This window comes from Nocardia sp. NBC_01329 (genome assembly GCF_035956715.1).
Classification (GTDB): domain Bacteria; phylum Actinomycetota; class Actinomycetes; order Mycobacteriales; family Mycobacteriaceae; genus Nocardia.
The window spans coordinates 4,153,370-4,176,787 of sequence record NZ_CP108381.1 but is presented as its reverse complement, the minus strand read 5'-3'; the positions used below and the strand labels follow the sequence as shown (position 1 = coordinate 4,176,787).

Below are 23,418 nucleotides of genomic sequence, written 5' to 3'. Positions count from 1 at the left end.
AAGCACCAATACCTGCATTCATAACCTGATGGAATGGATGTCGACACCCGGTTGCTGCGCTACTTCGCCGCGGTCGCGGCGGAAGGGACCCTGACCCGCGCGGCCGAACGGCTGTACGTCTCCCAGCCCGCCTTGACCAAACAGATCAAACAGCTGGAGAACCTGCTGGGTGTGCGGCTTTTCGTGCGGTCGCGGGCGGGAATGGCACTCACTCCCGCCGGGGAAGCCCTGGCCGGCCGGACGGCCTCACTGCTCACCGGATGGGACCGCGCACTTCAGGAGACCAGGCGTGCCGCCGCGCACGCCGACCGCGTACTACGCGTCGGGTTCCTCGCCAGCGCCGCCAATGAGGCGACACCGCGGATCATCGCGGAATTCTCCCGGCGGTGCCCGGGCTGGCGGGTGGATATGCGGCAGGCGTCGTGGGCGGATCCGACCGGCGGGTTGACCGACGCCGAAGTGGATGTCGCGCTGCTCCGGCTACCGTTCCCGGCGCAGGACCGATTCCGCGTGCGTGAGTTGTTCGGCGAACCGCGCTGGGTGGCGGTGGCCTCGGCGCACCCGCTCGCGGCCCGCGAGACCATTGCCTTCGAGGACCTGCTGGACGAACCTTTCGTGGCGGCTCCGGCGGAAACCGGTACCTGGCGCGACTACTGGCTGGGCGCGGACGAACACGCAGGCTGGACGCCGCGTATCGGTGCGGTCACCGATCAGCCGGACGAGTGGCTGAGCGCGATCGCCAACGGTTACGGAGTAGCGCTGGCGCCGGAGTCCAGCGCACGGTTCTACGCGCGGCCCGGGATCACCTACCGTCCGGTGACCGGGGTGGCGCCGAGCCGGGTGGGTGTCGTGTGGAAGGCGGAATCCGACACAGATTCCGCAGTGCGGGCGTTCGTCGATTGCTGCACGGTACCTGATCGCAGTCTGCCGTACGGAGAAGGTGCTCAATGATCGAGGCGGCTGCCGTGCCGGATGGCATCAGCCGAGATATGGGTCGCTCCGTTGTTCGGCGTGGTGCCGCAACCGGAGCCGAACTGTGTCGTGTACCGGGAGCGTTTCCAGCTCCTTCAGCGTCAGAAACCCGACTTCGGTCGACTCCGAGCTGACCTCGATGTGCCCGCCGGTCACTCGGCCGTAGAAGGTGATGTTGAACTCTTGTCTGACTTCACCGTCCGCGTAGGCGATCACATGTCGAGGGTCGGTATAGATCCCCAGAATTCCGGTTATCTCGATTTCCAGCCCGGTCTCTTCCTTGGTTTCCCGGACAACGCACTGCTCCAGGGTTTTACCTATCTCCATGACTCCGCCGGGAAGGGACCAGTTCCCGGAATCACTGCGCCGTTGCATGAGAAGGGCGCCGATGTCGTCGACGACCAGGGCCGAGCCTCCTGGAACCAGACTGTTCGGTGCAGGAGCGCTCGGGTCCCGGTAGTAGTCACGCCGTGCGGTCATCGGTATCCACCCCTCGCAAGTACGGGGTCACTGCTCCCCATATCTGCTCAACTTGATCCTCGAACGATGCGAACATGCCATGTGCAGACAACTTCCGCAGATGTAGCGCCGGATGTTGATAACCACGGGCGCGGACCAGGTACGGAGTCACGATCATCTGGTTGTCGAACTTGAAAACCGAGTTGTACAAGTGCGTTGAGTGCAAACCGATCCGGCAGCCGGAAGTGTCGGCCAGCGGTCCGAGCATGCTGAGCGCGTTACGGATACGGCCGGGCAATGTCCCTTGCATCTGTTCGAGCGCATCGCGTTCGGTTACATGCGCGCATGCGGGGTCGGCAAAGGCAAAACGAACCTCGGCGCCGTCGCGGCATTTTTCAGCGATCAGCTGTGCTGCATCGGGGAGCAGTTCGAGTACGAACGGCTAGGCGTAGCCGACGATATCGATTCGTCGAGTGGCCCGCGTCAGCAGCGATATCCAGACCTCGTTCGGGATATCGGCGCGGTGAGCGTAGGCGGCCACGATCTCGGCCCGGGTTCGTTTGTGCGGAACGCGACCGGCCAGCCAGCGATTCACCGTCTTGACGTCCACGCCCGCGGCGGCTGCCAATGCGACCGAATCCATCTGAGCCCGAAGCATTGCCGACTCGAGTCGTTGCGCCATGGCAAAACCATACCGGGACGTTTTGCTGGTTGAAGGTGTCCGGAGATACGTCCTGGACGCAGTTCAGGTGTCCGGCTGGTGTCCATACGTTTTGAATGGGCGTGGTGGTTCCCAGCCGCCTCCCCACAGAACCTGCCGATGACAGAAGGGGAGAGTATGCCGTTCGTAATCTGTACCCGGCTCAGGATGCGCGCCAAGTGCTTCCGGAGGCCGATCCGATGAATCCGACACTTGGACAATCGATTTCCGAGGTGCACTCGGTAGCTGTTCGCAGAACCGTTGTCGGCGAGCAGCAGGCCGACTGGTGCCTCGCCCAGAGAACGATTCGGATCCTGCGAGTACGTACTGCGACCGGCGAGCTACTGGCTGCGGCCAGCCCGGTCATCGCCCCCGACCTCTTGAATATGCGTGAATGGTTTCCCGAACCGACACCACTGTGGGATGCGGTGCGCCATCAGTTCTGGTCGCGACAGACACGGGAAGGCGATGCCGGATGACGCGTATCCGCTTCCCCGACCCGGAATCCATCGACGAGATCACTTCGCGATTCTTGCTGTCTATGCCCACGGCCTCGCTGCCGATGCTCTACGGATTCCGCTGTGACAACAGCGGAATAGACGCTGAATGTGTGGCCGTCGATCTCACCGGCCACCGCCGCGATCACGAGCCGAATCCGGTGCACCTGCGCGCCGCCCAGCTTCGTAATACCCTGGGAACCGATATGTTCGGCTTCGGGCTGGTATTCGTCGTCTTCGCCGACCAGCTCAGAGATCGTCCGGAGAACCGGCACATTCCCGAGCGAGTTCGCGTAGCGGCCGAACAGTTGCCCGGTATCGACGATCTGTTGGTCGCTGTCGTCATCGATGCCCGCGGGCGGCAGTGGTGGGCGGTGGCCGCTCGGCATCTCCCCGACCTCGATCCGGTCCGGATACACACCCCGGCCACACGACCTGAGAACTGGTGTATCCCGAAAACGCTCGACGCGTCCCTGTGGACTGCGGCCCTTGCCCTCGATGACGCCAACCACCCGAAACTGCGTTGCCTGCGACAACAGTCGTCAGGGAATGGCTGACAGGCCCAGGCCGACCTGTTTCACGAAGTGTTCTGGGCTCGCCGGGCCAGGATGGACGCGACCCCTGCCGCGGCTGCCTGGACCGAGGTCGCGTGTGCCTCAGGGTGGAATCGGCTGACCGGGCCGGTGACCGAGATGGCCGCCAGCGGTTGGTCGTCGGCGCTGAGTACGGGTGCGGCCACGCAGACGATGCCGAGGGCCGACTCCTCGCGCTCATAGGCAAGCCCGTGTTCGGCGATCTGGGCCAGCTGGGCACGCAGTAGGCCGGGAGCCACGATGGTGCGGGGGGTTCGCCTGGTCAGTGGTCCGGCCAGGATGCGGTCGATCGTCTCGGGTCCGGAATGGGCGAGCAGCGCTTTGCCGATCGCTGTGCAGTACAGCGGCATCCGGCCACCGATCCGGGAGGGGGCGCGGGCCTGGCGGTGTCCGCCGATCTTGCTGATGTAGACGACCTCGTCGCCGTCGCGCACGCCGAAATGCACGGTTTCCCGGGTGCGGGTGAACAGATCCTGGAGGAAGGGCACCGCGACTTCGAGCAGGGTGCGTTCGGTGGCCGCCCGCATTCCCAGTTCGAACAGTCCGCGACCGAGCCGGTAGCCGTCCGGCGACGAACTCAGCAGGCGGGCGGTCGCGAGGTCCCGGCACAGCCGGTGCACGGTGGCCTTCGGCAGCCCGGTTCGCCGGGTGAGTTCGGACAGGCCGACAGCCTGGTCCTCCACGCCGAACGCCTCCAGGATCAGCAGGGCGCGGCCCAGCACGGACCGTTCGTCGAGCTGATGTTCCGGCATGGTGGCCCTTCCGGTGCGACTGGTCCGGTCAGTGGACCATTTTACTGTTCAGCTGCGGCTCGGGGGTGTGGACTGGTCATATCCCAACGAAGAGGAGAACGGAGGTCGCGGTGGCAACCACTGTCGACAGCATCAGTGACAGCGGGCCCGGTGTCGACGAATCGATCGTCACCCGGGCCGCGCAACGCCTGATCACCGCCGCCCGGACGCGACGGACCTGTGCACCGCTGCGGGACGGATTGATCAGCCCCGACGACGTCGCCACCGCCTATCGGATCCAGGAGCGGTTCAATGCCGCCCGGATCTCCCCGGAGGTCACGGTGGTCGGCCGCAAGATCGGCGCGACCTCACCGGCTGTCCAGCAGCAGCTGGGCGTGGACCAGCCCGATTTCGGTGTCCTGTTCTCCGATATGGCCTACTCCGATGGGGACGTGATCCCGATCGACCGGCTGCTACAGCCGCGCGCCGAGGCCGAGATCGCCTTCATCCTGGGCGCGGATCTCGCCGACGGGCCGCTCGATATCGACCAGTGCCGGGCGGCCGTGGCCGAGGCGGTGGCCGCGCTGGAGATCGTGGACAGCCGGATCACCGACTGGAACATCTCCTTCGCCGATACCGTCGCCGACAACGCTTCGAGCGGGCTCTACGTGCTCGGGACCGAACGCCGCACCCTCGACGATTTCGAGCCCGTAGACGTCGCCATGAGCATGCGTATCGATGGGGAAGAGGTATCGACCGGTAACGGCGCCGCCTGCCTCGGCGACCCCCTCAACGCCCTGTCCTGGCTCGCCCGGCAGGCCCGCACCTTCGGCGAGCCGCTGCGCGCCGGGCAGGTGATCCTCTCCGGCGCGCTCGGACCGATGCGGCCGCTGCACCCGGGCGCCACCGTCACCGCCGCCATCTCCGGCCTCGGGACGGTCACGGCTTCGTTCACCACCGCTTCGGAGGTATCCCAGTGAGTGACAACAACCGACGCACCAAAGTCGCGATCATCGGATCCGGCAATATCGGCACCGACCTGATGATCAAGGTCCTGCGCTATTCCCGGTTCCTCGAGATGGGCGCCATGGTCGGTATCGACCCGGAGTCCGACGGCCTGGCCCGCGCCGCCCGGCTGAAGGTGCCCACCACTCATGAAGGGGTGGAGGGCCTGATCGCGTTGCCGAACTTCGACGAGATCGAGATCGTCTTCGACGCGACCTCGGCCAAGGCGCACAAGCAGAACCACGAGCGGCTGGCGCCGCTGGGTAAACGGCTCATCGACCTGACACCGGCCGCGATCGGCCCGTTCGTGGTGCCACCGGTGAACCTCGAGGAACACCTGGACGCGCCGAACGTGAACATGGTGACCTGTGGTGGCCAGGCGACCATCCCGATCGTGGCCGCGGTCTCGCGAGTGGTGCCGGTGCCCTACGCCGAGATCGTGGCTTCCATCGCCTCGAAATCGGCGGGGCCGGGTACGCGCGCCAATATCGACGAGTTCACCGAGACGACCTCACACGCCATCGAAACCGTCGGCGGCGCCGAGCGCGGTAAAGCGGTGATCATCCTCAATCCGGCCGAACCACCGCTGATCATGCGCGATACGGTCTTCTGCCTGGTGAACGCGCCCGACGAGGATTCGCACGAGCAGATCAAGGCCTCGGTGGTGAAGATGGTCGGCGATGTGGCCGCCTACGTGCCGGGCTACCGGCTCAAGCAGGAAGTGCAGATCGATCCGATCCCGCCGGACCAGCCGGTGCACACGCTGCTCGCCAAGGACAATGTCGCGTTCCCGACCCACCGGGTGTCGGTGTTCCTCGAGGTCGAGGGCGCGGCGCACTATCTGCCCGCCTACGCCGGCAACCTCGACATCATGACCTCGGCCGCACTCCAGGTCGCCGAGCGGATCGCGCAGAACACCCTGCAGGCGGCATGAGCGGGTCAGGCCCGGAGGCGGGAGCGCAGCGTGACCACGCAGGGCCCTCGCTCATGCCCGATGGACACAGCATGAGCGGGTCAGGCCCGGAGGCGGGAGCGCAGCGTAACCACGCAGGGCCCTCGCTCATGCCCGATAAAGAAGGAGGATGTGCGATGAGCTCGCCCGACACGGTGCCGACCGTTTTCGTCCAGGATGTGACCCTGCGCGACGGTATGCACGCCATCCGGCACCGGATCACCCCGGAGAACGTGGGGAAGATCGTGGCGGCACTCGATGCCGCGGGGGTCGACGCCATCGAGGTCGCGCACGGTGACGGACTCGCCGGCGGTTCGGTCAACTACGGGCCCGGTTCGCACAGCGACTGGACCTGGCTCGAGGCCGCCGCCGCGAGTCTGAAGAACGCGCGACTGACCAGCCTTTTGCTGCCCGGTGTCGGTACCGCCGAGGACCTGCGCCGCGCCTGGGGTCTGGGTGTGCGCTCGGTACGCGTCGCCACCCACTGCACCGAGGCCGATGTCGCCGCCCAGCACATCGCCACCGCCCGCGAGATCGGGATGGACGTCTCCGGATTCCTGATGATGAGCCATATGGCCGAACCCGCGCAGCTGGCCGCGCAAGCCAAGCTGATGGAGAGCTACGGCGCACACTGCGTGTACGTCACCGACTCGGGCGGCCGGCTCACCATGAACGGTGTGCGTGATCGCATCCTGGCCTACCGCGACGTGCTCGACCCGGCGACCGAACTCGGTATCCACGCGCACGAGAATCTTTCGCTGTCGGTGGCGAATTCGGTGGTGGCCGTGGAGAACGGCGTCACCCGGGTGGATGCCTCTCTCGCCGGGCACGGCGCCGGCGCGGGCAACACCCCGATCGAAGCGTTCGTCGCGGTCGCGGATGTGCTGGGCTGGAAGCACGGCTGCGATGTGTTCGCGCTCCAGGACGCAGCCGACGATCTGGTCCGGCCGCTGCAGGACCGGCCGGTGCGGGTGGACCGCGAAACCCTCACCCTCGGCTACGCCGGGGTGTACTCCAGCTTCCTGCGGCATGCCGAGGCAGCCAGTGAACGCTACGGCATCGATGTTCGCACGCTGCTCATGGAGGCGGGCCGTCGTCGGCTGGTCGGCGGTCAGGAGGACATGATCGTCGATATAGCGCTCACCATGCTGTCCGAGCAGAAGGCCGAACAACCGGCCGTCTGATTCTCCACTCGCTTCGGCGGGTCGTCGCCGGGCACGGGTCCGCCCCCGTTTGCTCGGCGGATCCCTGGGGCGTCCGGTTCACACCGGGCGCCCCAGCGGCGTCCGAACCGGGGTCCGCGCGTCAATAAGACCCCGCCGCCCGTAAGGGACCTGTCAGGGCTCATACGTGCTCGCTGTATTCGGAAATAGCGTGCACTGTGGGCATTTTCGGTTTCTCCTGGGCCGATGGCGGTGCATTCGTGGGTGGCGCGCTCGGGGCCGCGTTCCTCGGTCCGCCCGGGGCGATGCTGGGGTCGGCGGTCGGCTCCTTCGCTGGTGCCGCGTGGGGCGACGACAAAGGCTCCGGCGCCGCGTTCGAGGAAGCGCTGGTCGCCGGGATCGGAGCCGCGGGCGGTGCGTGGGCGACGAACCTCGCCGGGAAATTGCTGAAGGACGGTATCGCCTCGGCGGCGGCCAAGGCGCTCCCCGCCGGGGTTGCGCGGGGTGTGGACCGGGTCGCGGCGAAAGCACTGCTGCCCTGGAATGCCCACGGTGGTGGCCCGGTCGCGGCCCTGGGCGGAGCCTTCGGCGGATACGAGGTATCAACTCAGGCTCGGCTACCCGTCCAGATCGTCACGACCGATATCGGCAACGGCGGCTGTCCGGCGCAAATGGCGAATCTGCGGATGCCGGCCGATCTCGCCGGCCCGGTCGGCGGGATGTATCGCGGACTGCCCGGCTATCTCTGCGATGTGTGGCGCAGTTTCGGGACCGGGGAACGTAGTGCACCGCCCGCGCCGAAATTGCCCGGTGAGGTGAGCGGCGCCGAAGTCGCCGGAATCCCGGACTATCGTGCGAAAGCCGATCGTCTGAACACCGTGACGGCCGGATTCGCCGAACTCGATCGCAAGGCCGTGGCGTTGATCGCGCAGGATGCCGGACGCATTTCCGACGAGGGGCGGATGGCGGTCACCGCGCTCATCGAAACCGTCAATACTCGCGCCGCCGAGGCGCCACCCACCGGTGCGTCGGGGCCGGCACACGCCCTCGACCTGTTGAACGATGCTTTCGGGCGTGGCCGGGAGATCCTGAGCCAGGCGGTGACCTCCAGTGATCGGGCGGCGGGCGAAATCCGGACGCTCACCGGCGAACTCACCGACCTGCGCAAGGAGTTCGAGGCATACCGGGACAAACACCAAAACGAACATGAGCGCGAGGAGCAGTCGCGGCCGCGGTCTGTGCCGCTACCTGCTCCGATACCACCATCCGAACCGGTGCCGCCCAAACTGATTCCGTCACCGGCCCCGCCCTGCCCCAGGCCGGTCCCGCCGCCGCACACCCGGGGAAATATGGACGCAGGAGTGTTACAGGGCCGGCGACCGAGTGCGCCGGTGAGTGCCGGTCAGCCGATCGCTCCGGCGAAGCCTCCGGAGACGAGGACCATCCCGAGCGGGGGTGCGGCCGTGTCCACTGCCGCGGTACCGACGCCGTGGACCCGGCAGGCCGCGGTCGAACGCGCGACTGTCGATGAGGTCCCGCAGCGCCCGCGACCGGCGCTGCCGGAGTCGCCTGCCGAACCCCTCGCCCTGTCACCGGTCGGTCGGGCGGTGCCCAGCTATGTGCCCGCGGCGTGGTCCGGACCTGTTTCCGCCGGGATTCCGGGTTCCGCCGGGTCGAGCGGGCAGGTCGCGGCCGCGATATCGGCCCGTACGCCGTGGACGGGTATCGGCGGGCCTGCCGTACCCGCTCCTGCCCTGGTCCCCGCCACACCGGCCGGTGTTCTGGGTGTGTACCCGCACCGCGCATCCCGGATAGAGCTGTCGCGGACGGGTGACGCCGGATCCGGTCAGCGCGGACCGATGAACAGCGTCTGAGTGCTGCGGCCCAAGGGTCCTTTCTCGTCGAAGAGCGCGGATTCGGCCAGGCCGATGCCGTGCGGCTGGGGATGGGTGACCGCGTCGAGGCAGACCCATTCACCCACCGGCTGACGGTGCAGCGTGACAGTCAGATCGGTGTTGATGAACAGGTAGCGGTCCCAATCGAGTACGGCGCTCACTCCGTTGCCGGAATCCGCGGCGGCGAGGGTACGTTCCAGCGGGCTGGGCGTGGTGCCGGCGACGATCGGGTACTTCAGCCGGATCCAGCACACCGCCGGGCCCGGTTCGCTGAACGAGCCGGTGACGTATCGGTATTCGATACCGGTATGGAACCCGACGGCCTGGGTGGACGGGAAAGGCTCGGGGGCGGGCGTCCGGTCGGGGCCCGGCCGCGCACCGGTCGGCAGCAGATGTTCGGGGATCTCCAGTTCGGGATCGGCGAGTTTGAAGCGCCACGCATTGGCTCGCATCACCGGGCCGCGATCGGTCGACAGGGTCGCTTCGATGAGTTCCACGCTGCGTCCCGGTCGCACTACACGGGCCTGCGCGGTCAACGGGGCGAGCGGTACGGGGCCGAGGATCTCGACGGCGACACGGCCGATCTGGAAACCCGGTCGTGGCTCGCATCGCTCGATCACATGACCGAGCAATGCCGAGGGCGGTCCGGCGTGCTGGGCGTCCGGCGACCACGGCCCGCGGGTGAGCTCGGTGGAGACGAATCGGTCGGGGTCCGCCGGATCGGGCAGGTAGAAGGCCTTGTGCATATCGTTGTCCGTTCGTCCGGTCGGCGGCTGTTCGATCTCCGATCCGACCGTACCGCCGGGTCGAGGGCCCCTCGCGGCCGTGTCCCGCCGAAACTCCCGGGCAGAGTGCTGCGGACCGGGCGTATCAGCTGCAGATCTGGCGGACCGAGAAACGGTAGTCGGCCTGTCGGAGCAGTTCGTCCGGATCGTCGGTGGGCGGATAGATCCACAGCTCGTTCACATTGCGCTTACGCGCCTTGGCGATATCGCCCGTCGAGACGATCCGGCGGTCCCAGCCGTTGGTGAACAACGCTCCGGCCGAACCCAGGTCGAGGCAGGTCACGTACGGCGCCGCCGTGAACGGTACCGCCGGTAGTCCGAGCAGATCGGCGGCGGCGTTGTGGCCCGCGAACTTTCCGAGTTGCAGGGCGTGCTGGCAGCACTGCAGCACCTGGTGCCCCGGTTCGGCCGCCGCGGCCGCGGTATCGCCGGCGGCGTAGACACCCGGCGCCCCGATGACCTGCAACTCGGTATCCACGGCCAGCCGGCCCAGCCGATCGCGTTCGACCGGGAGCTCGGCCGTGAGGGGGCTTGCCCGCACCCCGGCGGTCCAGATCACCGTGCGCGCCGCGAGCCGGCTGCCGTCGGACAGGGTGACTCCCTCCGCGTCGGCCGCCGCCAGGCTCACACCCAGCCGTTGTTCCACGCCGAGGGTGGTCAGGGCCTCGATGATCTGCGGCCGGGGTCCGGGACCGAGTTCGGGGCCGACGGCCGCGGACCGTTCGACCAGGACGACCCGGACCTGCTCGCCCGGGTCTCGGGGGAGCGCGGCGAGCCGGTCGACCAGCTCGGTGGCGATCTCGAGTCCGGTGAAGCCCGCACCGACGACGACGGCGGTGAAGCGGCCCTCGCCGGGTGGGAGGTCCGGCAGCCGGTGCAGGTGCGCATCCAGTTTCGTTGCCGCCGTGATGGTGTCCACGTTGTGGAGCAGTTCGGCACCGGGCACGGTGGGTGGCTGGAGGCGGCTGCCGGTGGCGATGATCAGGCGCTCCCAATCGATTTCACTGCGGTGGCCGTCGCGCGCGGTGACGGTCACCGTCCGGCGGCCGGTGTCGATTCCGGTCGCGGTGGCCGCGATACGACGGACCCCGGCGGGGCCCAGGATCCGGTCCAGCGACACCCGCATACGGCTGGGTTCGGCCTGGTACAGGCGCGGGCGGATCACCAGATCGTCGCCGGGGTCTATCAGGGTGACCGTAAGCTCGCGTCCGGCCGCCCGAGCGAGCCGGATCGCTGCGGCGGCGCTCCAGACACCGGCGAAACCGCCGCCCAGCACCACTGTTCCGGTCATATCGTCCTCCGGTGACTGATCGGGATTTCGAATGTCTTTATTCGGTCGCCGCGGAAATCGGCCATCCGCCGGTCGTGCCGAATCCTGGGCTACCGAAGCCGCGCCGGGTGCGCTCCGCGGAATCGGCGGGGGCCTCGGCGGCGAGGTCGGCGATGGTCTGGGCGGCGAGCTCCCGGCGCCATGCCAGCTCCGCGCGGCGCATTGCCAGCGAGATACCGCACGGCCGGTCGAACTCCGCCCCCGTGGTGCGACCGCTGCCGCCGCGCTGCCGGATCTCGGTGCAGCGAAAGGGATCCAGGCCGCCCTCGATGGCGGTGACCACATCGAGCAGGGTGATCCGCTCGGGCGCCCGGGCCAGTCCGAAGCCGCCTCGCACGCCGGGGGCGGAACTGAGGATTCCGGCCCGCACCAAGGCCTGTACGCGCTTCTTCAGATATTCCACAGGCAGGTCGAACCAGGTGGCCAGCCGGGCGATCGGTACCGGCCACTGATCGTCGAGCCAGGTCAGCGTCACGCAGCAGTGCAGGCTCCACTCGACGCCCTCGCCCATCTTCATAATCGGGATAGTAACTATCCCTGTTCGCGGTTGACAAGAGCTGATGCGACTCCGGCGAAGCTCGGGGCGCCGCTGTTCGGCCGGGACGGGCGTTCGGTTCGGCTGACTCCGGCACGGGTTCCCGGCGCTGCCGGAATCGGCGCGGGCACCACGGGACTATGCGGTCGCCGAGCGCGGCGGCCGGCCCCTGATCATCGGTGGTGAGATCTCGAGTACCGAGGAGGTCTACTGCCCTGGGCGGTATGTCCGGGTCCGCGGGATCACCCACGGAACTAAAGTAGAACGTGTTATAGTTTTTGCGGTTTGCGAGCCCCGCGGGTGGTTCCCGGGCCGCGGCGCCATGTGGCGGTGCCCGCGGTCCGGGACCGCGCCGGAGCACCGGTCAATTTCGCTGGGCCGCTTCTACGGGCCGGCCCGAAAGGCAGACGAATGAACACTGAACCGCACGTCGACGACACCGCCCCGCTGCACCGCGAGCCGCTGGCGGTGGACCTGCTGGGCAAAGCTCTCGAGCGTTATGCCGACCGCACCGCGGTCCATATCGACGACGCGACCTTGACCTACCGCGACGTGCGCGATCAGATCAGCCGCTTCGCCCAGGCGCTGGCCTCGGCCGGCCTCGGCATCGGCTCGCCGGTGGCGGTGCTCTCGGCCAACCGGCCGGAGGTGATCTTCGCCCAGGGCGCCAACAACGTGAACGGGTCGCGGGCCATGGCGCTGCATCCCATGGGCTCGCTCGACGATCACGCCTACGTCCTGGAGGACGCGGGTGTGGAGACCCTGATCTACGATCCGGCCGGTTTCGACGAGCGGGCGGCACAATTGCGCGATAAGGTGCCCGGGCTGCGGAACCTGTTCTCGTTCGGTCCGTCCGAGGCCGGGACCGATCTCATCGAACTGGCGGCCGGATTCACTCCCGAGCGTGTGCGCGGTCCGCAGGTGGACCCGAACGCCACCATGAGCCTGGCCTACACCGGCGGCACCACCGGTAAGCCCAAGGGCGTGGAGATGAGCTTCCGCGGCAGCACCACCATGTTGCGCATCCAGATGACCGAGTGGGAATGGCCCGACGAGGTCCGGTTCCTGGTGTGTACCCCGCTCAGCCACGCCGGCGCCGCCTTCTGGAACCCCACCGCCCAGCAGGGCGGTTCCATCGTGGTGCTGCCGTACTTCCATCCGGCCAAGGTGCTCGAGGCGATCGAGAAGTACAAGATCACCGCGACCATGCTGGTGCCCACCATGCTCTACGCCCTGCTGGACAGCCCGGACCTGGACAAGTACGACCTGTCCAGCCTGCAGACGGTGTTCTACGGCGCCTCCGCGATCTCCCCGACCCGCCTGGCCGAGGCGATCGAGAAGTTCGGTCCCATTTTCTTCCAGTTCTACGGTCAGGCCGAGAGCCCGATGACCATCTCGGTGCTCCGCCGCGGCGACCACGATCTGAACAAACCCGAGCGGCTGGCCAGCTGCGGTCGTCCGGTGCCGTGGCTGTCGGTGGCGCTGCTCGACGAGAAGGGCGATGAAGTGCCCCGGGGCGAACCCGGCGAGGTGTGCGTGCGTGGACCGCTGGTGATGAACGGGTATCTGAACAAGCCCGAACAGACCGCGGCGGCCACCGAATTCGGCTGGCTGCACACCGGCGATATCGCCAGGCAGGACGAGGAGGGTTTCCTCTATATCGTCGACCGCAAGAAGGACATGATCGTCTCCGGCGGGTTCAACGTGTTCCCGCGCGAGGTCGAGGATGTGCTGTCGGCGCATCCGGCGGTGAGCGCGGCAGCGGTGATCGGTGTGCCGGACGAGAAGTGGGGCGAGGCGGTGAAAGCCGTGGTCGTGCTGCGTGCGGGCCAGAGTGTCCCGGTCGAGGAACTCCAGTCCCTGGTGAAAGACCGCAAGGGCGCGGTGTACACACCGAAGACGGTGGATTTCGCCGACAGAATTCCCGTGAGCCCGCTCGGTAAGCCGGACAAGAAGGCACTGCGTGCGCAGTACTGGGGCGAAGGCCGACAGGTGAACTGAGCACGCCCCCCATCCGTCCCGCTCGGACCCATCGCGGCCGACGGACCGAAATTACTTGTGGGCGACACGGATCCGCTAGCCTTGGGGCGTCTTTTCCCGCCCCGCGCGATACGGCGGGCTGATCGTGATCTCACTCCGGGCCGTCCATGGCCGGGGAGTTTTCCGATGGTTTTTCCGATTCGTTTCTCACCCACCGATGGGAAGGTTGTCGTGCGAGCAGGACGACGGTTGGTATCGATCATTGCCTCTGCGTTGTTTGTGGGGCTCGCCGTAGGCGGGGGTTCGGCGGCAGGACAAACAGGGGACGCGCAATACGCGCAGGTCGGCCTCGAAGCGCACAACCAGTACCGTGCCCTGCACGGGACACCGCCGATGACCCTGCGCCAGGAAATGATCGACGCGGCCCGGCAATGCGCGCAGTATTACGCTGAGAAGCAGACGATCGATCACACCTGCCCGCACAAGTCGGATGCGGGGGAGAACCTCTACCTCGCCAGAGGCGGAAGCTCGGACGCCGTGCAGCATGTCGGGACGGCTGTGCAGATGTGGTACGACGAGGTCTCCCTCTACGACTACGGCAACCCCGTCTTCTCCAGGGAGACCGGGCATTTCACCCAGGTCGTGTGGAAGGCCAGCACACAACTCGGTATCGGATTCGCGACACAGGGCGACATACGGGTAGTCGTCGCCCTCTACACACTGCACGGCAACGTCCGAACGCAGTTCGAGACGAATGTGCCGCGCCCACTCTGAATTGTGAACGGCGGTCGCCGGAAACTGTGTCTTCCGGTGATGATGGAGTCCGTGCCCACGGCCGCAGGGAGCTCATCGCCCCTGCGGCCGTCCGCATATCCGTGGCGAAGACTTTCGGGGACGAGTGTTGCTGCGATCCTGAGCCCTCTCCGATGGCTGCGATACTGAGCCCTCTCCCATGGCTGCGATACTGAGCCCTCTCCCATGAAAGGACCTCGGGTGCCCTCCACCGGTGTTGTGCCGCTGCTCGGACATGTCCGCACTGCCGTATCGGAGGCGATGGTCCGAGTCCGACCGGATTTCGCCGGAGCCGATCCGGTGGTGCGCCGATCCGAACGCGCCGATTTCCAGTCCAACGCCGCCCTCGCCCTGGCGAAGAAATCCCGTACGGCCCCGGCCGAGCTGGCCGCGGCCATCGCCGCGGAGCTCGCTCATGCCGACGGTTCGGCCCTCGCCGCGGTCGAACGCAGCGGGCCCGGTTTCCTGAACATCGAGCTGGCCGACCATACGATATGGGAGCAGGTCGCGGCCCGGCTGGCCGATGATCGGCTCGGGGTGGGAGCACCGGAGACGGGCCGGCGGGTGGTGATCGACTATTCCGCGCCGAATGTGGCCAAGGAGATGCACGTCGGCCATCTGCGTACCACCATCATCGGCGACAGCCTCGCGCGAGTATTCGGATTCCGCGGCGCCGACGTCGTCCGGGTCAATCATCTCGGTGACTGGGGAACCCAGTTCGGCATGCTCATCCAATATCTGGACGAGCACCCCGAGCTGCGCTGGCATACCGCGGATATCGAGTCGGCGACGAGCGCGGTCTCGGCGCTCGACGCCCTGTACAAGGCCGCCCGCGCTCGTTTCGACGCCGACCCCGGCTTCGCGGACCGGGCCCGCACCCGGGTGGTAGCGCTACAGCGCGGCGATACGGATACGGTGGCGCGCTGGCGGGATATCGTCGCGGAATCGGAAAAGGCGTTCGGCGCCATCTACGCCCGGCTCGGCGTCCTGCTCACCCCGGACGACTATGTCGGGGAATCGTTCTACAACGAGATGCTCGCCGATACCGTCGCCGAACTCGTGGACAAAGGTGTCGCGGTGGACAGTGCCGGCGCGGTCGTCGTCCACTCCGAACAGGTCACCGGTCCCGACGGCGAACCCGCGGTACTGATGGTCCGCAAGAGCGACGGTGGCTACGGCTACGACAGCACCGATCTCGCCGCCATCCGCTACCGGATCACCGCGCTGCGTGCCGATCGCCTGCTGTACGTGACCGACTCCCGGCAGTCACTGCACTTCCGGCTGGTCTTCGAGGCGGCCGGGCGGGCGGGCTGGCTCACCGGCCCGATCGAGGTCGACCATGTGTCCTACGGCACGATCCTCGGGCCGGACGGAAAACCGTTCAAAACGCGAGCCGGTGGCACCGTTCGCCTGATGGATCTGCTCGACGACGCCGTCGCGGGAGCCCGGCAGGTGGTCGCCGAGAAGAACCCGGATCTGCCCGCGGCCGAACTCGACTCGATCGCCGAGCAGGCCGGGATCGGTGCGGTGAAGTACGCGGATCTGTCGACCTCACGGGTGAAGGACTACTCCTTCGATCCGGTACGGATGACGGCGTTCAACGGCAATACCGGTGTGTATCTACAGTACGCGCACGCCCGTATTCGATCGATCCTGCGGCGAGCGGGTGAATCCACCGTCGCGCCGGTCGAATCGGCCGTGCCCCTCGTCGCCGCGGAGCGGGAACTGGCCCTGACCCTCGATGGTTATTCGACCGTTCTCGACGAAGTCGCCGCGACCCTCGAACCGCACCGTCTGGCCGGCTACCTCTACGACCTGGCGCGGGCGTTCACCGCGTTCTACGACGCTTGCCCGGTGCTGTCGGCCCCGGAACCCGTGCGCGGCAATCGGATCGCCCTGTGCCACCTCACCGCCCGGACTCTGGCGCACGGACTGGATCTCCTCGGTATCGCCGCACCGGAACGTCTCTGACCCGGGCGATATCTCGTTCGAAAGGCCGGTACGCGCCGCCGCCGCGATCCTCAGCGGTCCGCGGGGCCGGCGAGGATCGCGGTGACCGTGTCGATCAGTTCGGTGAGCAGTTCACCGGGAGAGAGTCGGGTTCCGCTGAGCGCGAGCATGCCACGCAGACCGTCCGGATCACCCAGGGTCTGGAAGGTCAGGTTCATCGCCTGGGTGAGCCGGAAGCGCCGCGTGCGGGGCGCGGTATCCGGGGCGATCTGCTCGAGCAGGGCATTGAAGCGGTGGGCCTGCGGGGCGAAACCCTCGGTCAGCCGGGCCAAGGCGGGATGATTACCGCTCATGATGCCCGCGACCAGGCGGATCCACGGAGTGCCACCGGCCGCGGCGAGTTCACCGACCGGCCGGACGAACGCGTCGGCGAGGGCGCGGGCATCCGGCGTACCGGCGGCTTCGATCGCGTCGAGCAGCTCGGCCCGGCGGGTGTGCAATTGTTCGCTGCGCCTGCTGATCAGGGCCTCGACCAGCGCGTCCTTGGAGCCGAAATGATAGTGGACCGACGCGACGTTCGCGCCGGCCTCCGCCATCACCGAACGCAGGGATACCGCGTCTATCCCGCGTTCGGCGAAGAGCCGCTCCGCGGCCAGGATGAGTCGCTGATCGGTCGGCAGCACCGAATCCGGATCGTCGGCCGGGTCCGTCCCGGACGCGGCCGGGACGGCAGGCGGCGATGCCCCGTCCCTCGCCTTCACCCGGCTTCGCGTCATGATCGAAACTCTAGGAGACCGTGCCCGGCGCCCCGTACAGGGTCACTACACAGGCTCCGCCGAGGCCCAGATTATGGGCGAGTCCCAAGCGCGCGCCGGGCACCTGACGTTCGCCGGCGCCCCCGCGTACCTGGGTGACGAGTTCGGTGCATTGGGCGAGCCCGGTGGCGCCGAGCGGATGGCCCTTGGAGATGAGCCCGCCCGACGGGTTGACCACCCAGCGTCCGCCGTAGGTGGTGGCACCCGACTCCACCAGTTCACCGGCTCCGCCCGCCTCGCACATACCGAGCGCCTCGTAGGTGAGCAACTCGTTGATCGAGAAGCAATCGTGCAGTTCCAGCACGTCGATATCGCCGATCCCGACGCCCGCGGCGTCGAGGACCTGCCGACCCGCCATCCGGGCCATCGGCGCGCCCACCACATCGATCATCGACCCGGATTCGAACGAGGCGCCGGTATCGGTGACCAGTTCCTGGGCCAGGATCGGCACCGCGCGGTCGAGTCCGTGCTCGCGGACGTACCGTTCACTCACCAGTACCGCCGCGCCCGCGCCGTCGGACATGGGGGAGCACTGCGAGCGGGTCAGCGGATCGGAGACCATCTTGTCGCCGAGTACCTGGTCGAGCGTATAGGCGTCCTGGAACTGGGCTTTCGGGTTACGGGTGGAGTGTTCGTGGTTCTTCACCGCGACTCGCGCCAGCTGTTCGCGGGTGGTTCCGTACAGCTTCATATGTTCGGCGGCCGCCGCCGCGAAGAACTGTGCGGTCAGCGGGGACTGTCCGAATCCGGCCGCGGCCTTCAACGCGTCGATGTGCCGGTCGATCGTGGTGACCTTCGGGGTGCTGCCGTCACCGGCCATCGCCTGTTTGGTCATCTGCTCGAAGCCGACCGCGAGCACGATATCGGCCAGCCCGGCCTGTACCCATTCGCGGGCGAGGACCAATGCGGTGGATCCGGTGGCGCAGTTGTTGTTCACATTCACCACAGGGATACCGGTGAGCCCGATATCGTAGAGCGCCCGCTGACCAGCCGTGGAGGGCTGGAAGACGTAGCCGACCGCCGCGCGCTGGACCTGGTCGTAGGTCACTCCGGCGTCGGCCAGAGCTTGGCCGGTCGCTTCGGCGACCATCTCCGGATAGGTCCAATCCCGGGACTGGATCTTCTCGAATTTCGTCATCCCGACACCGGCGACGTACACCCCCTCCCTCATGATCTCTCCTTGGAAGCTGATTCATGCGGTCTGCGGAGGCCGCAGCGTTGGCGGAGGTATCGCATCATAGTCTCTCCTCGAAATCTGTTGCGTGCGTTCGGCGGAGGTATCGCATCAGGATTGCGGTGGTTCGGAGCCGACGACCCATAGCGCGTGGAACTGCGCGGCCCCGCCCATGGCGTGCCCGATGGCCCGGCGCGCGTCCGGTACCTGATGCTCGCCCGCGGTGCCGCGCACCTGCATGGCCGCCTCGGCGAACCGCAGCAGACCTGTCGCGCCCGTGGGATTCCCGGAGAGCACGCCGCCGGAGGGGTTGATCGGCAGCTCCCCGCCGAACGCGGTGCGGCCGGAATCCACCACTTTCCAGCCTGCGCCTACTTCGGCCAGGCCGACGTTCTCCAGCCAGATCGGCTCGAACCAGCTGTAGGGGATGTACAGCTCGGCGGTATCGATCTCGGCTGCCGGATCGGTGATCCCGGCCTGCCGGTAGGCCTCGGCGGCGCACTGCCGCCCGGCCTCGGGGTTCACCTCGTCGCGTCCGGCGAAATGCCCGGTCTCGGTACGCCAGGACATCCCGTGGATCCAGGCCGGCGGACGGCCGGTGTGGTGTGCATCGTCCGCGCCGGTGATCACCACCGCGCACGAACCGTCGGAGGACGGGCACGACTCCAGGAAGCGGATCGGGTCCCACAGCATGCGGGATTCGCGCACCTGCTCCACGGTGATATCGGGTAATTGGAGATGCGCGTACGGGTTGCGGGTGGCATTGAGCCGATGGTTCACCGCGATCTGCCAGCCGATGTGCTCGGGTGCTTCGGAACGGCGAATGTACTCCCGGATCACCGGGGCGAAATGCGCGCCCGCGCCCGCGCCGAGTTGCGCGCTGAACGGCAGCCCGCGCGAGAGCGCCCAGGTGAAGTCGCCCTCGGACTCCTTCGAGTACGCGACCACCAGCACCCGCCGCGCCAGCCCGGCCTGCACCAGATGCGCGCCGTAGATCGCGGCGTGCCCACCCACACTGCCGCCGGTGAACACCCGGGTCACCGGCAGCCCGCGCGCACCCATCGCGTCGGCCAGATACAGCTCGGGGTTCATCACGCCGTCGAACAGGTCGGGGGTTTTCGACAGCACGATCGCGTCGATATCGCCGAATTCCAGTTCGGCGTCGGCCATGGCCTCGTCAACGGCTTCGCGCACCATCGCGCCGATGGTGACCTTACGTTTCTTGGCCTGTTTGCTCTGTCCGATTCCGACGACCGCGAGTTTCACCGGTCTCCCTCCAATAGGCAGATCATGTTCTGCTGGAGCGCGGGCCCGCTGGTGGCGTGTGCCAGGGTGCGGTCCGCGCGACCGGACAGGATGTGCTGGGCCGCCGCGCCGATCCGGATCAGGCCGGTGGCGGTGGTGGGCCGGGCGACCAGCGGTCCGCCGCCGGGATTGACGGTGGCGCCGGATAATTCGAGCGCGTTCGTCAACAGCGGTTCTTGATAGCTGTACTCGGTGTGTAGTTCCGCGATCTGGACTTCGCGCGCCGCGAAACCCGCCTGATCGGCCGCTTTCGCCGCCGCCAGCGTCACCGTATCGACCCGGGTCAGGTCGCGGGTTCCCGGATAGTGGGTGTCCATCCGATGATCGGCGCCGCGCACCCAGGCCGGGCGTCCGGCCAGTCGTCGCGCGGTATCACCGGCGGCCAGTACGAGGACCGCGGCGGCGTCGCCGATCGGTCCGCGATCGTGTTCGCGCAGCGGCGACGCCAGATACGGCGCGGCCAGCAACTCGTCCACCGTGACCTCTCCCGACACCTGCGCGCCCGGCTCGCCCATCCCGGCGGCCCGGGCTCGGACCACCACCTCCGCCATCTGCTTCTCGTCCAGCATTCCGGCGGCGACGAGCGCCTGCGCCTGTAGCGCGGCGAGCGCGTCCTGATGCGGGCGCAGCGGAGCCAGGAAGTAGGGGTCGAGCTGGGTGGTGGTCACCTGGTCGAGGTCGGTGGCCAGCGATCCGCGCCCGACGCCGTAGACGACCGCGATCTCGCCCTCGCCGAGTTGCAGCCACGACCACGCTTCGTAGGCGGCCCAGGCCGCGTCCATCTCGACATGGGATTCCGAGATCGGCGGCCACGCGCCCACCGCGTCGAGCGATTCGATATAGGCGAAGGTTCGGCCCTCGTGGAAATCGTGGCTGCCCGACGCCCAGAAGTCGACCTCCGTGCGATCGATACCGGCCGACCCGAGCGCCTCCCGCATCACCGGCAGCAGGATCTCGGCCATATCGTCGCGCCTGTCGGCGGATGTCCCCGGCGACTGGGCGAACGCCACCACCGCGATATCACGCATCGGAACCTCCTGCGACGGGCCGGTAGTAGCGGATGCTGTTCATGGATGTGTCCAGGTCCTCCTCGGCGCACCACACCGGTTCCACCCGCAGACCGATATGCACATCGGCCGGTTCGACGTCCCGGACCAGGTGCATGAGCGTGGTGTCCGCGCCGTCCACCTGGATGTATGCCACCAGGTACGGCGGGTCGATCATCTGGCCGGGGAACGGGAAGTTCACCACGCAGAACGTTTTCACCACGCCGGTGCCGGCGAGTTCGAACGGTTCGGAGAGTTCGGCGAGGCAGCGGGAGCAGAACTCCGGCGCGGGCAGGTAGACGCGTTCGCAGGTCGGGCAGCGCCGGGCCAGCAGTCGCCGCTCCTGCAAGCCGCGCAGGAACGCCGAGCGGCCGGTTCCGGCGACGAAGGTGTAATCCACCTTGTGCGGACTGGTGAACGATTCGACCGGGCTGGGCAGCGCGCTGGGAGTGGGCGGGGTGCTGGGAGTGGGCGGGGTGCTGGGAGTGGGCGGGGTGCTCATCAGGCCTCCACCGGTTCGAAACAGACGATATCGCGGATACTGCCCACCCGGTCCGCACGCCAGCGGGGTGCCACCCGCAGGCCCGCGGTGAGGCGGGACGGGTCGCCGCCGGTATCGACGGCATGGAACAGCGCGCCCTCGGTGCCGTCGATGGCGATCAGTGCCCAGGCGAAGTGGTCGGCCTCGATATCGTCGCCCGGCCGGGTGGGGACCCAGGTCCAGTGGGTGACGGTGCCCGACGGCGTGAGCCGGACCAGTTCGCCGGTGGGAGCAGCGGTGGCCGGGTCGAACTCCAGCGCGGGGCAGAGCACCGCGCCGGACGCGGTGCGCACCCCGTACAGCTCGCCGTCGCGCAGGCCACCGAGGAATGTGCCGATCTTCTCGCCGACGGTTCGGTTGTACGGGAATTCGATGCTGTAGGGCGCGGTGAGGCTCGCGTCCGGGGGCTCGGCTGTCATCGGTCTCCTGCCGATCGGGTGCGCGGTCCGGCACTGGACCGCGTTTCGATCGTGTCCCGTACGAAAGCCTGTGTCAATCACTTGATTGAATCGTTTGATAGATCCATTGTGGGAAGTCCGGAGCGTTCGGGCGATCCCCGGTGCGTTGCCCGTGGGCATGACGTAAGCTCCGGTTTAAAGTAGAACCTGTTCCAATTCCTCCGGTGAGGAGAGATCACCATGGCCATCGTTGAACAGCTGGAGCCGACCGCCGAGGGCCGCCGGCGGCTCGAGCTGCGCAGCCCCGCTACCCGTGAGCGCGTCGGCGAGATCGAGGTGAGCACGGCCGACGATGTGGCCGCGGTGCTGGCCACGGCGCGCGCCGCGCAGCCCGGTTGGGCCGCCCGGCCGATCGCCGAACGCGCCGCGATCATCCGCAACGCGGTCTCGGTACTGCTGGCCCGCCGCGACGAGATCGTCGAAACGGTGATGCAGGAGACCGGTAAACCGCGGGTCGAGGCGCTGGCTGTGGAAATGGTGCCCGCCTGCGACTTCCTGAACTACTGGAGCGGTCGCGCGCCCAAGGATCTGGCCGACGAGAAGCGGCGCCTGCACGGTTACATGCTGCCGCTGAAGAAACTCGTCATCAACTATCGGCCGCTCGGCGTGGTCGGCGTGATCACGCCCTGGAACGGCCCGTTCATCCTCTCGCTGAACCCGATCGCCCAGGCCCTGCTGGCCGGCAACTCGGTGGTCCTCAAACCGTCCGAGGTCACCCCGCATTCGGGTGAATGGGCGGTCAAGGTCCTGCACGAGGCCGGTGTTCCCGAAGATGTCCTGCAGGTCGTGCACGGTGACGGCGAGACCGGTGCGGCCCTGGTCGACGGCGATATCGACAAGATCTCGTTCACCGGCAGCGTCGGCACCGGCAAGAAGATCGCCGCCGCCTGCGCGAGTCGGCTGATTCCGGTCACCCTCGAGCTCGGCGGTAAGGACGCGATGATCGTCTGTGCCGACGCCGACCTGGATCGCGCCTCGCTCGGCGCGGTGTACCTGTCGATGTTCAACACCGGTCAGGTCTGCGTCGGGGTCGAGCGGATCTATGTGGTGGACAGCATCGCCGACCGCTTCATCGAAGAGGTGCGCAAACGCGCCGCCGAGGTCACCTACGGCGCCGTCGGCAAGGATGTCGGCCCGCTGTTCTGGGACCGGCAGCTCGAGATCGTCGAGAAGCATGTCGAGGACGCCGCGGCGAAGGGCGCCACCATCCTGCTGGGCGGGGAATCCGATACCGCCGAGGGCGTGTTCTTCAAACCGACGGTCGTCGTGGACGTCACCCACGATATGGACATCATGCAGCAGGAGACCTTCGGCCCGATCGTCGCGATCATGCGCGTCCGGGACGAGGAAGAGGCCGTGAAAATGGCCAACGACTGCCAGTACGGACTCAGCGGCAGCGTGTTCACCAAGGACAAGACCAAGGTTCTGCGCCTGGCCAAACAGCTCGAGACCGGATCGGTGGTCCAGAACGACGCGTCGGTGATCTACGGCGTCGCCGAAGCGCCCTTCGGTGGCCGCAAGGACAGCGGCCTGGGCCTGGTCAACGGCCGCGACGCGCTGCGCGGGTTCGCCCATCCGCAGCCGGTGCTGCTCGACCGGTGGGGCCTGAAGAAGGAGAACATCTGGTACCCCTACAGCGAGGCCACCGCCGCCACGCTGGAGAAGACCATCGGCACGCTTTTCGGCAGCAAGATCCTGCGCCGGCTGATGCGCTGACCGGTATCCCGGCCGCCTGCGATG

Annotated in this window: 24 protein-coding genes; 11 read left to right on the top strand and 13 right to left on the bottom strand. The window is 67.6% G+C overall.

What is annotated here, in order from left to right; genetic code table 11:
- Positions 1–33 precede the first annotated feature (33 nt).
- Positions 34–951, top strand: a complete 918-nt coding sequence (locus OG405_RS19095) for a LysR family transcriptional regulator (protein WP_327147831.1) — start codon at positions 34–36, stop codon at positions 949–951.
- Between the two features lie 27 nt (positions 952–978).
- Here the strand turns inward: OG405_RS19095 and OG405_RS19090 are convergent, their stop codons facing one another.
- The 3 genes from OG405_RS19090 to OG405_RS19080 all read right to left on the bottom strand — a co-directional run bounded on the left by OG405_RS19090 (position 979) and on the right by OG405_RS19080 (position 2,113).
- Positions 979–1,452 (bottom strand): NUDIX domain-containing protein, encoded by a 474-nt coding sequence (locus tag OG405_RS19090; protein ID WP_327147830.1) that lies wholly within the window; start codon positions 1,450–1,452, stop codon positions 979–981.
- Positions 1,436–1,741 carry a hypothetical protein gene (locus OG405_RS19085; RefSeq protein ID WP_327147829.1) on the bottom strand — a complete coding sequence of 102 codons (306 nt, stop codon included), beginning with the start codon at positions 1,739–1,741 and terminating at the stop codon, positions 1,436–1,438. The genes OG405_RS19090 and OG405_RS19085 overlap by 17 nt, the downstream gene beginning before the upstream one ends.
- 132 nt (positions 1,742–1,873) lie before the next feature.
- Positions 1,874–2,113: a hypothetical protein gene (locus OG405_RS19080; protein WP_327147828.1), complete on the bottom strand. Its 240-nt coding sequence runs from the start codon at positions 2,111–2,113 to the stop codon at positions 1,874–1,876.
- A 95-nt stretch (positions 2,114–2,208) separates the two neighbouring features.
- On the opposite strand from OG405_RS19080, the gene OG405_RS19075 reads away from it, so the two are divergent.
- A complete protein-coding gene (locus OG405_RS19075) occupies positions 2,209–2,610 on the top strand; it encodes a hypothetical protein (RefSeq protein ID WP_327147827.1) in 402 nt (133 codons plus the stop codon).
- Positions 2,607–3,185 carry a hypothetical protein gene (locus OG405_RS19070; protein WP_327147826.1) on the top strand — a complete coding sequence of 193 codons (579 nt, stop codon included), beginning with the start codon at positions 2,607–2,609 and terminating at the stop codon, positions 3,183–3,185. The genes OG405_RS19075 and OG405_RS19070 overlap by 4 nt, the downstream gene beginning before the upstream one ends.
- Before the next feature lie 20 nt (positions 3,186–3,205).
- Here the strand turns inward: OG405_RS19070 and OG405_RS19065 are convergent, their stop codons facing one another.
- On the bottom strand, positions 3,206–3,973 hold the full coding sequence (locus OG405_RS19065) for an IclR family transcriptional regulator (RefSeq protein WP_327147825.1): 768 nt from the start codon (positions 3,971–3,973) through the stop codon (positions 3,206–3,208).
- Positions 3,974–4,104: 131 nt separating this feature from the next.
- Between OG405_RS19065 and OG405_RS19060 the strand changes: the two genes are divergently transcribed.
- From OG405_RS19060 to OG405_RS19045, 4 genes are all read left to right on the top strand, one after another.
- Entirely contained in the window at positions 4,105–4,932 is an 828-nt protein-coding gene (locus OG405_RS19060) for a 2-keto-4-pentenoate hydratase (RefSeq protein ID WP_442790770.1), read from the top strand.
- Positions 4,933–4,994: 62 nt separating this feature from the next.
- Positions 4,995–5,891: an acetaldehyde dehydrogenase (acetylating) gene (locus OG405_RS19055; protein ID WP_327152406.1), complete on the top strand. Its 897-nt coding sequence runs from the start codon at positions 4,995–4,997 to the stop codon at positions 5,889–5,891.
- A gap of 155 nt (positions 5,892–6,046) precedes the next feature.
- Positions 6,047–7,093 (top strand): 4-hydroxy-2-oxovalerate aldolase, encoded by a 1,047-nt coding sequence (gene dmpG / locus OG405_RS19050; RefSeq protein WP_327147824.1) that lies wholly within the window; start codon positions 6,047–6,049, stop codon positions 7,091–7,093.
- Between the two features lie 197 nt (positions 7,094–7,290).
- A complete protein-coding gene (locus OG405_RS19045; RefSeq protein ID WP_327147823.1) occupies positions 7,291–8,946 on the top strand; it encodes a hypothetical protein in 1,656 nt (551 codons plus the stop codon).
- Here the strand turns inward: OG405_RS19045 and OG405_RS19040 are convergent.
- The 3 genes from OG405_RS19040 to OG405_RS19030 form a co-directional block, all read right to left on the bottom strand.
- The gene (locus OG405_RS19040; protein ID WP_327147822.1) at positions 8,919–9,713 is read right to left on the bottom strand and encodes a thioesterase family protein; all 795 of its coding nucleotides are present in this window, start codon (positions 9,711–9,713) and stop codon (positions 8,919–8,921) included. The genes OG405_RS19045 and OG405_RS19040 overlap by 28 nt on opposite strands.
- Positions 9,714–9,837: 124 nt before the next feature.
- Positions 9,838–11,043, bottom strand: a complete 1,206-nt coding sequence (locus OG405_RS19035) for an NAD(P)/FAD-dependent oxidoreductase (RefSeq protein ID WP_327147821.1) — start codon at positions 11,041–11,043, stop codon at positions 9,838–9,840.
- 37 nt (positions 11,044–11,080) lie between these two features.
- The gene (locus OG405_RS19030; protein ID WP_327147820.1) at positions 11,081–11,599 is read right to left on the bottom strand and encodes an RrF2 family transcriptional regulator; all 519 of its coding nucleotides are present in this window, start codon (positions 11,597–11,599) and stop codon (positions 11,081–11,083) included.
- A 429-nt stretch (positions 11,600–12,028) separates the two neighbouring features.
- Here OG405_RS19030 and OG405_RS19025 point away from each other — a divergent pair, with 429 nt between their 5' ends.
- The 3 genes from OG405_RS19025 to argS all read left to right on the top strand — a co-directional run bounded on the left by OG405_RS19025 (position 12,029) and on the right by argS (position 16,360).
- Positions 12,029–13,618 (top strand): AMP-binding protein, encoded by a 1,590-nt coding sequence (locus OG405_RS19025; protein ID WP_327147819.1) that lies wholly within the window; start codon positions 12,029–12,031, stop codon positions 13,616–13,618.
- Between the two features lie 165 nt (positions 13,619–13,783).
- Positions 13,784–14,371: a CAP family protein gene (locus tag OG405_RS19020; protein WP_327147818.1), complete on the top strand. Its 588-nt coding sequence runs from the start codon at positions 13,784–13,786 to the stop codon at positions 14,369–14,371.
- 219 nt (positions 14,372–14,590) lie between these two features.
- A complete protein-coding gene (gene argS / locus OG405_RS19015; protein ID WP_327147817.1) occupies positions 14,591–16,360 on the top strand; it encodes an arginine--tRNA ligase in 1,770 nt (589 codons plus the stop codon).
- A gap of 50 nt (positions 16,361–16,410) precedes the next feature.
- Here argS and OG405_RS19010 read toward each other — a convergent pair whose 3' ends face one another.
- The 6 genes from OG405_RS19010 to OG405_RS18985 form a co-directional block, all read right to left on the bottom strand.
- On the bottom strand, positions 16,411–17,115 hold the full coding sequence (locus OG405_RS19010; protein WP_327147816.1) for a TetR/AcrR family transcriptional regulator: 705 nt from the start codon (positions 17,113–17,115) through the stop codon (positions 16,411–16,413).
- Positions 17,116–17,125: 10 nt separating this feature from the next.
- The gene (locus OG405_RS19005) at positions 17,126–18,325 is read right to left on the bottom strand and encodes a thiolase C-terminal domain-containing protein (RefSeq protein ID WP_327147815.1); all 1,200 of its coding nucleotides are present in this window, start codon (positions 18,323–18,325) and stop codon (positions 17,126–17,128) included.
- Between the two features lie 114 nt (positions 18,326–18,439).
- The gene (locus tag OG405_RS19000) at positions 18,440–19,594 is read right to left on the bottom strand and encodes a thiolase domain-containing protein (RefSeq protein WP_327147814.1); all 1,155 of its coding nucleotides are present in this window, start codon (positions 19,592–19,594) and stop codon (positions 18,440–18,442) included.
- Complete coding sequence (locus OG405_RS18995; protein WP_327147813.1) at positions 19,591–20,661, bottom strand: lipid-transfer protein; 1,071 nt, start codon at positions 20,659–20,661, stop codon at positions 19,591–19,593. Before OG405_RS18995 ends, OG405_RS19000 begins: the two co-directional genes overlap by 4 nt.
- The gene (locus tag OG405_RS18990) at positions 20,654–21,181 is read right to left on the bottom strand and encodes a Zn-ribbon domain-containing OB-fold protein (protein WP_327147812.1); all 528 of its coding nucleotides are present in this window, start codon (positions 21,179–21,181) and stop codon (positions 20,654–20,656) included. Before OG405_RS18990 ends, OG405_RS18995 begins: the two co-directional genes overlap by 8 nt.
- Entirely contained in the window at positions 21,181–21,639 is a 459-nt protein-coding gene (locus OG405_RS18985; RefSeq protein ID WP_327147811.1) for a DNA-binding protein, read from the bottom strand. Before OG405_RS18985 ends, OG405_RS18990 begins: the two co-directional genes overlap by 1 nt.
- 219 nt (positions 21,640–21,858) lie before the next feature.
- Between OG405_RS18985 and OG405_RS18980 the strand changes: the two genes are divergently transcribed.
- Positions 21,859–23,394 (top strand): aldehyde dehydrogenase family protein, encoded by a 1,536-nt coding sequence (locus tag OG405_RS18980; protein WP_327147810.1) that lies wholly within the window; start codon positions 21,859–21,861, stop codon positions 23,392–23,394.
- Positions 23,395–23,418: the final 24 nt, after the last annotated feature.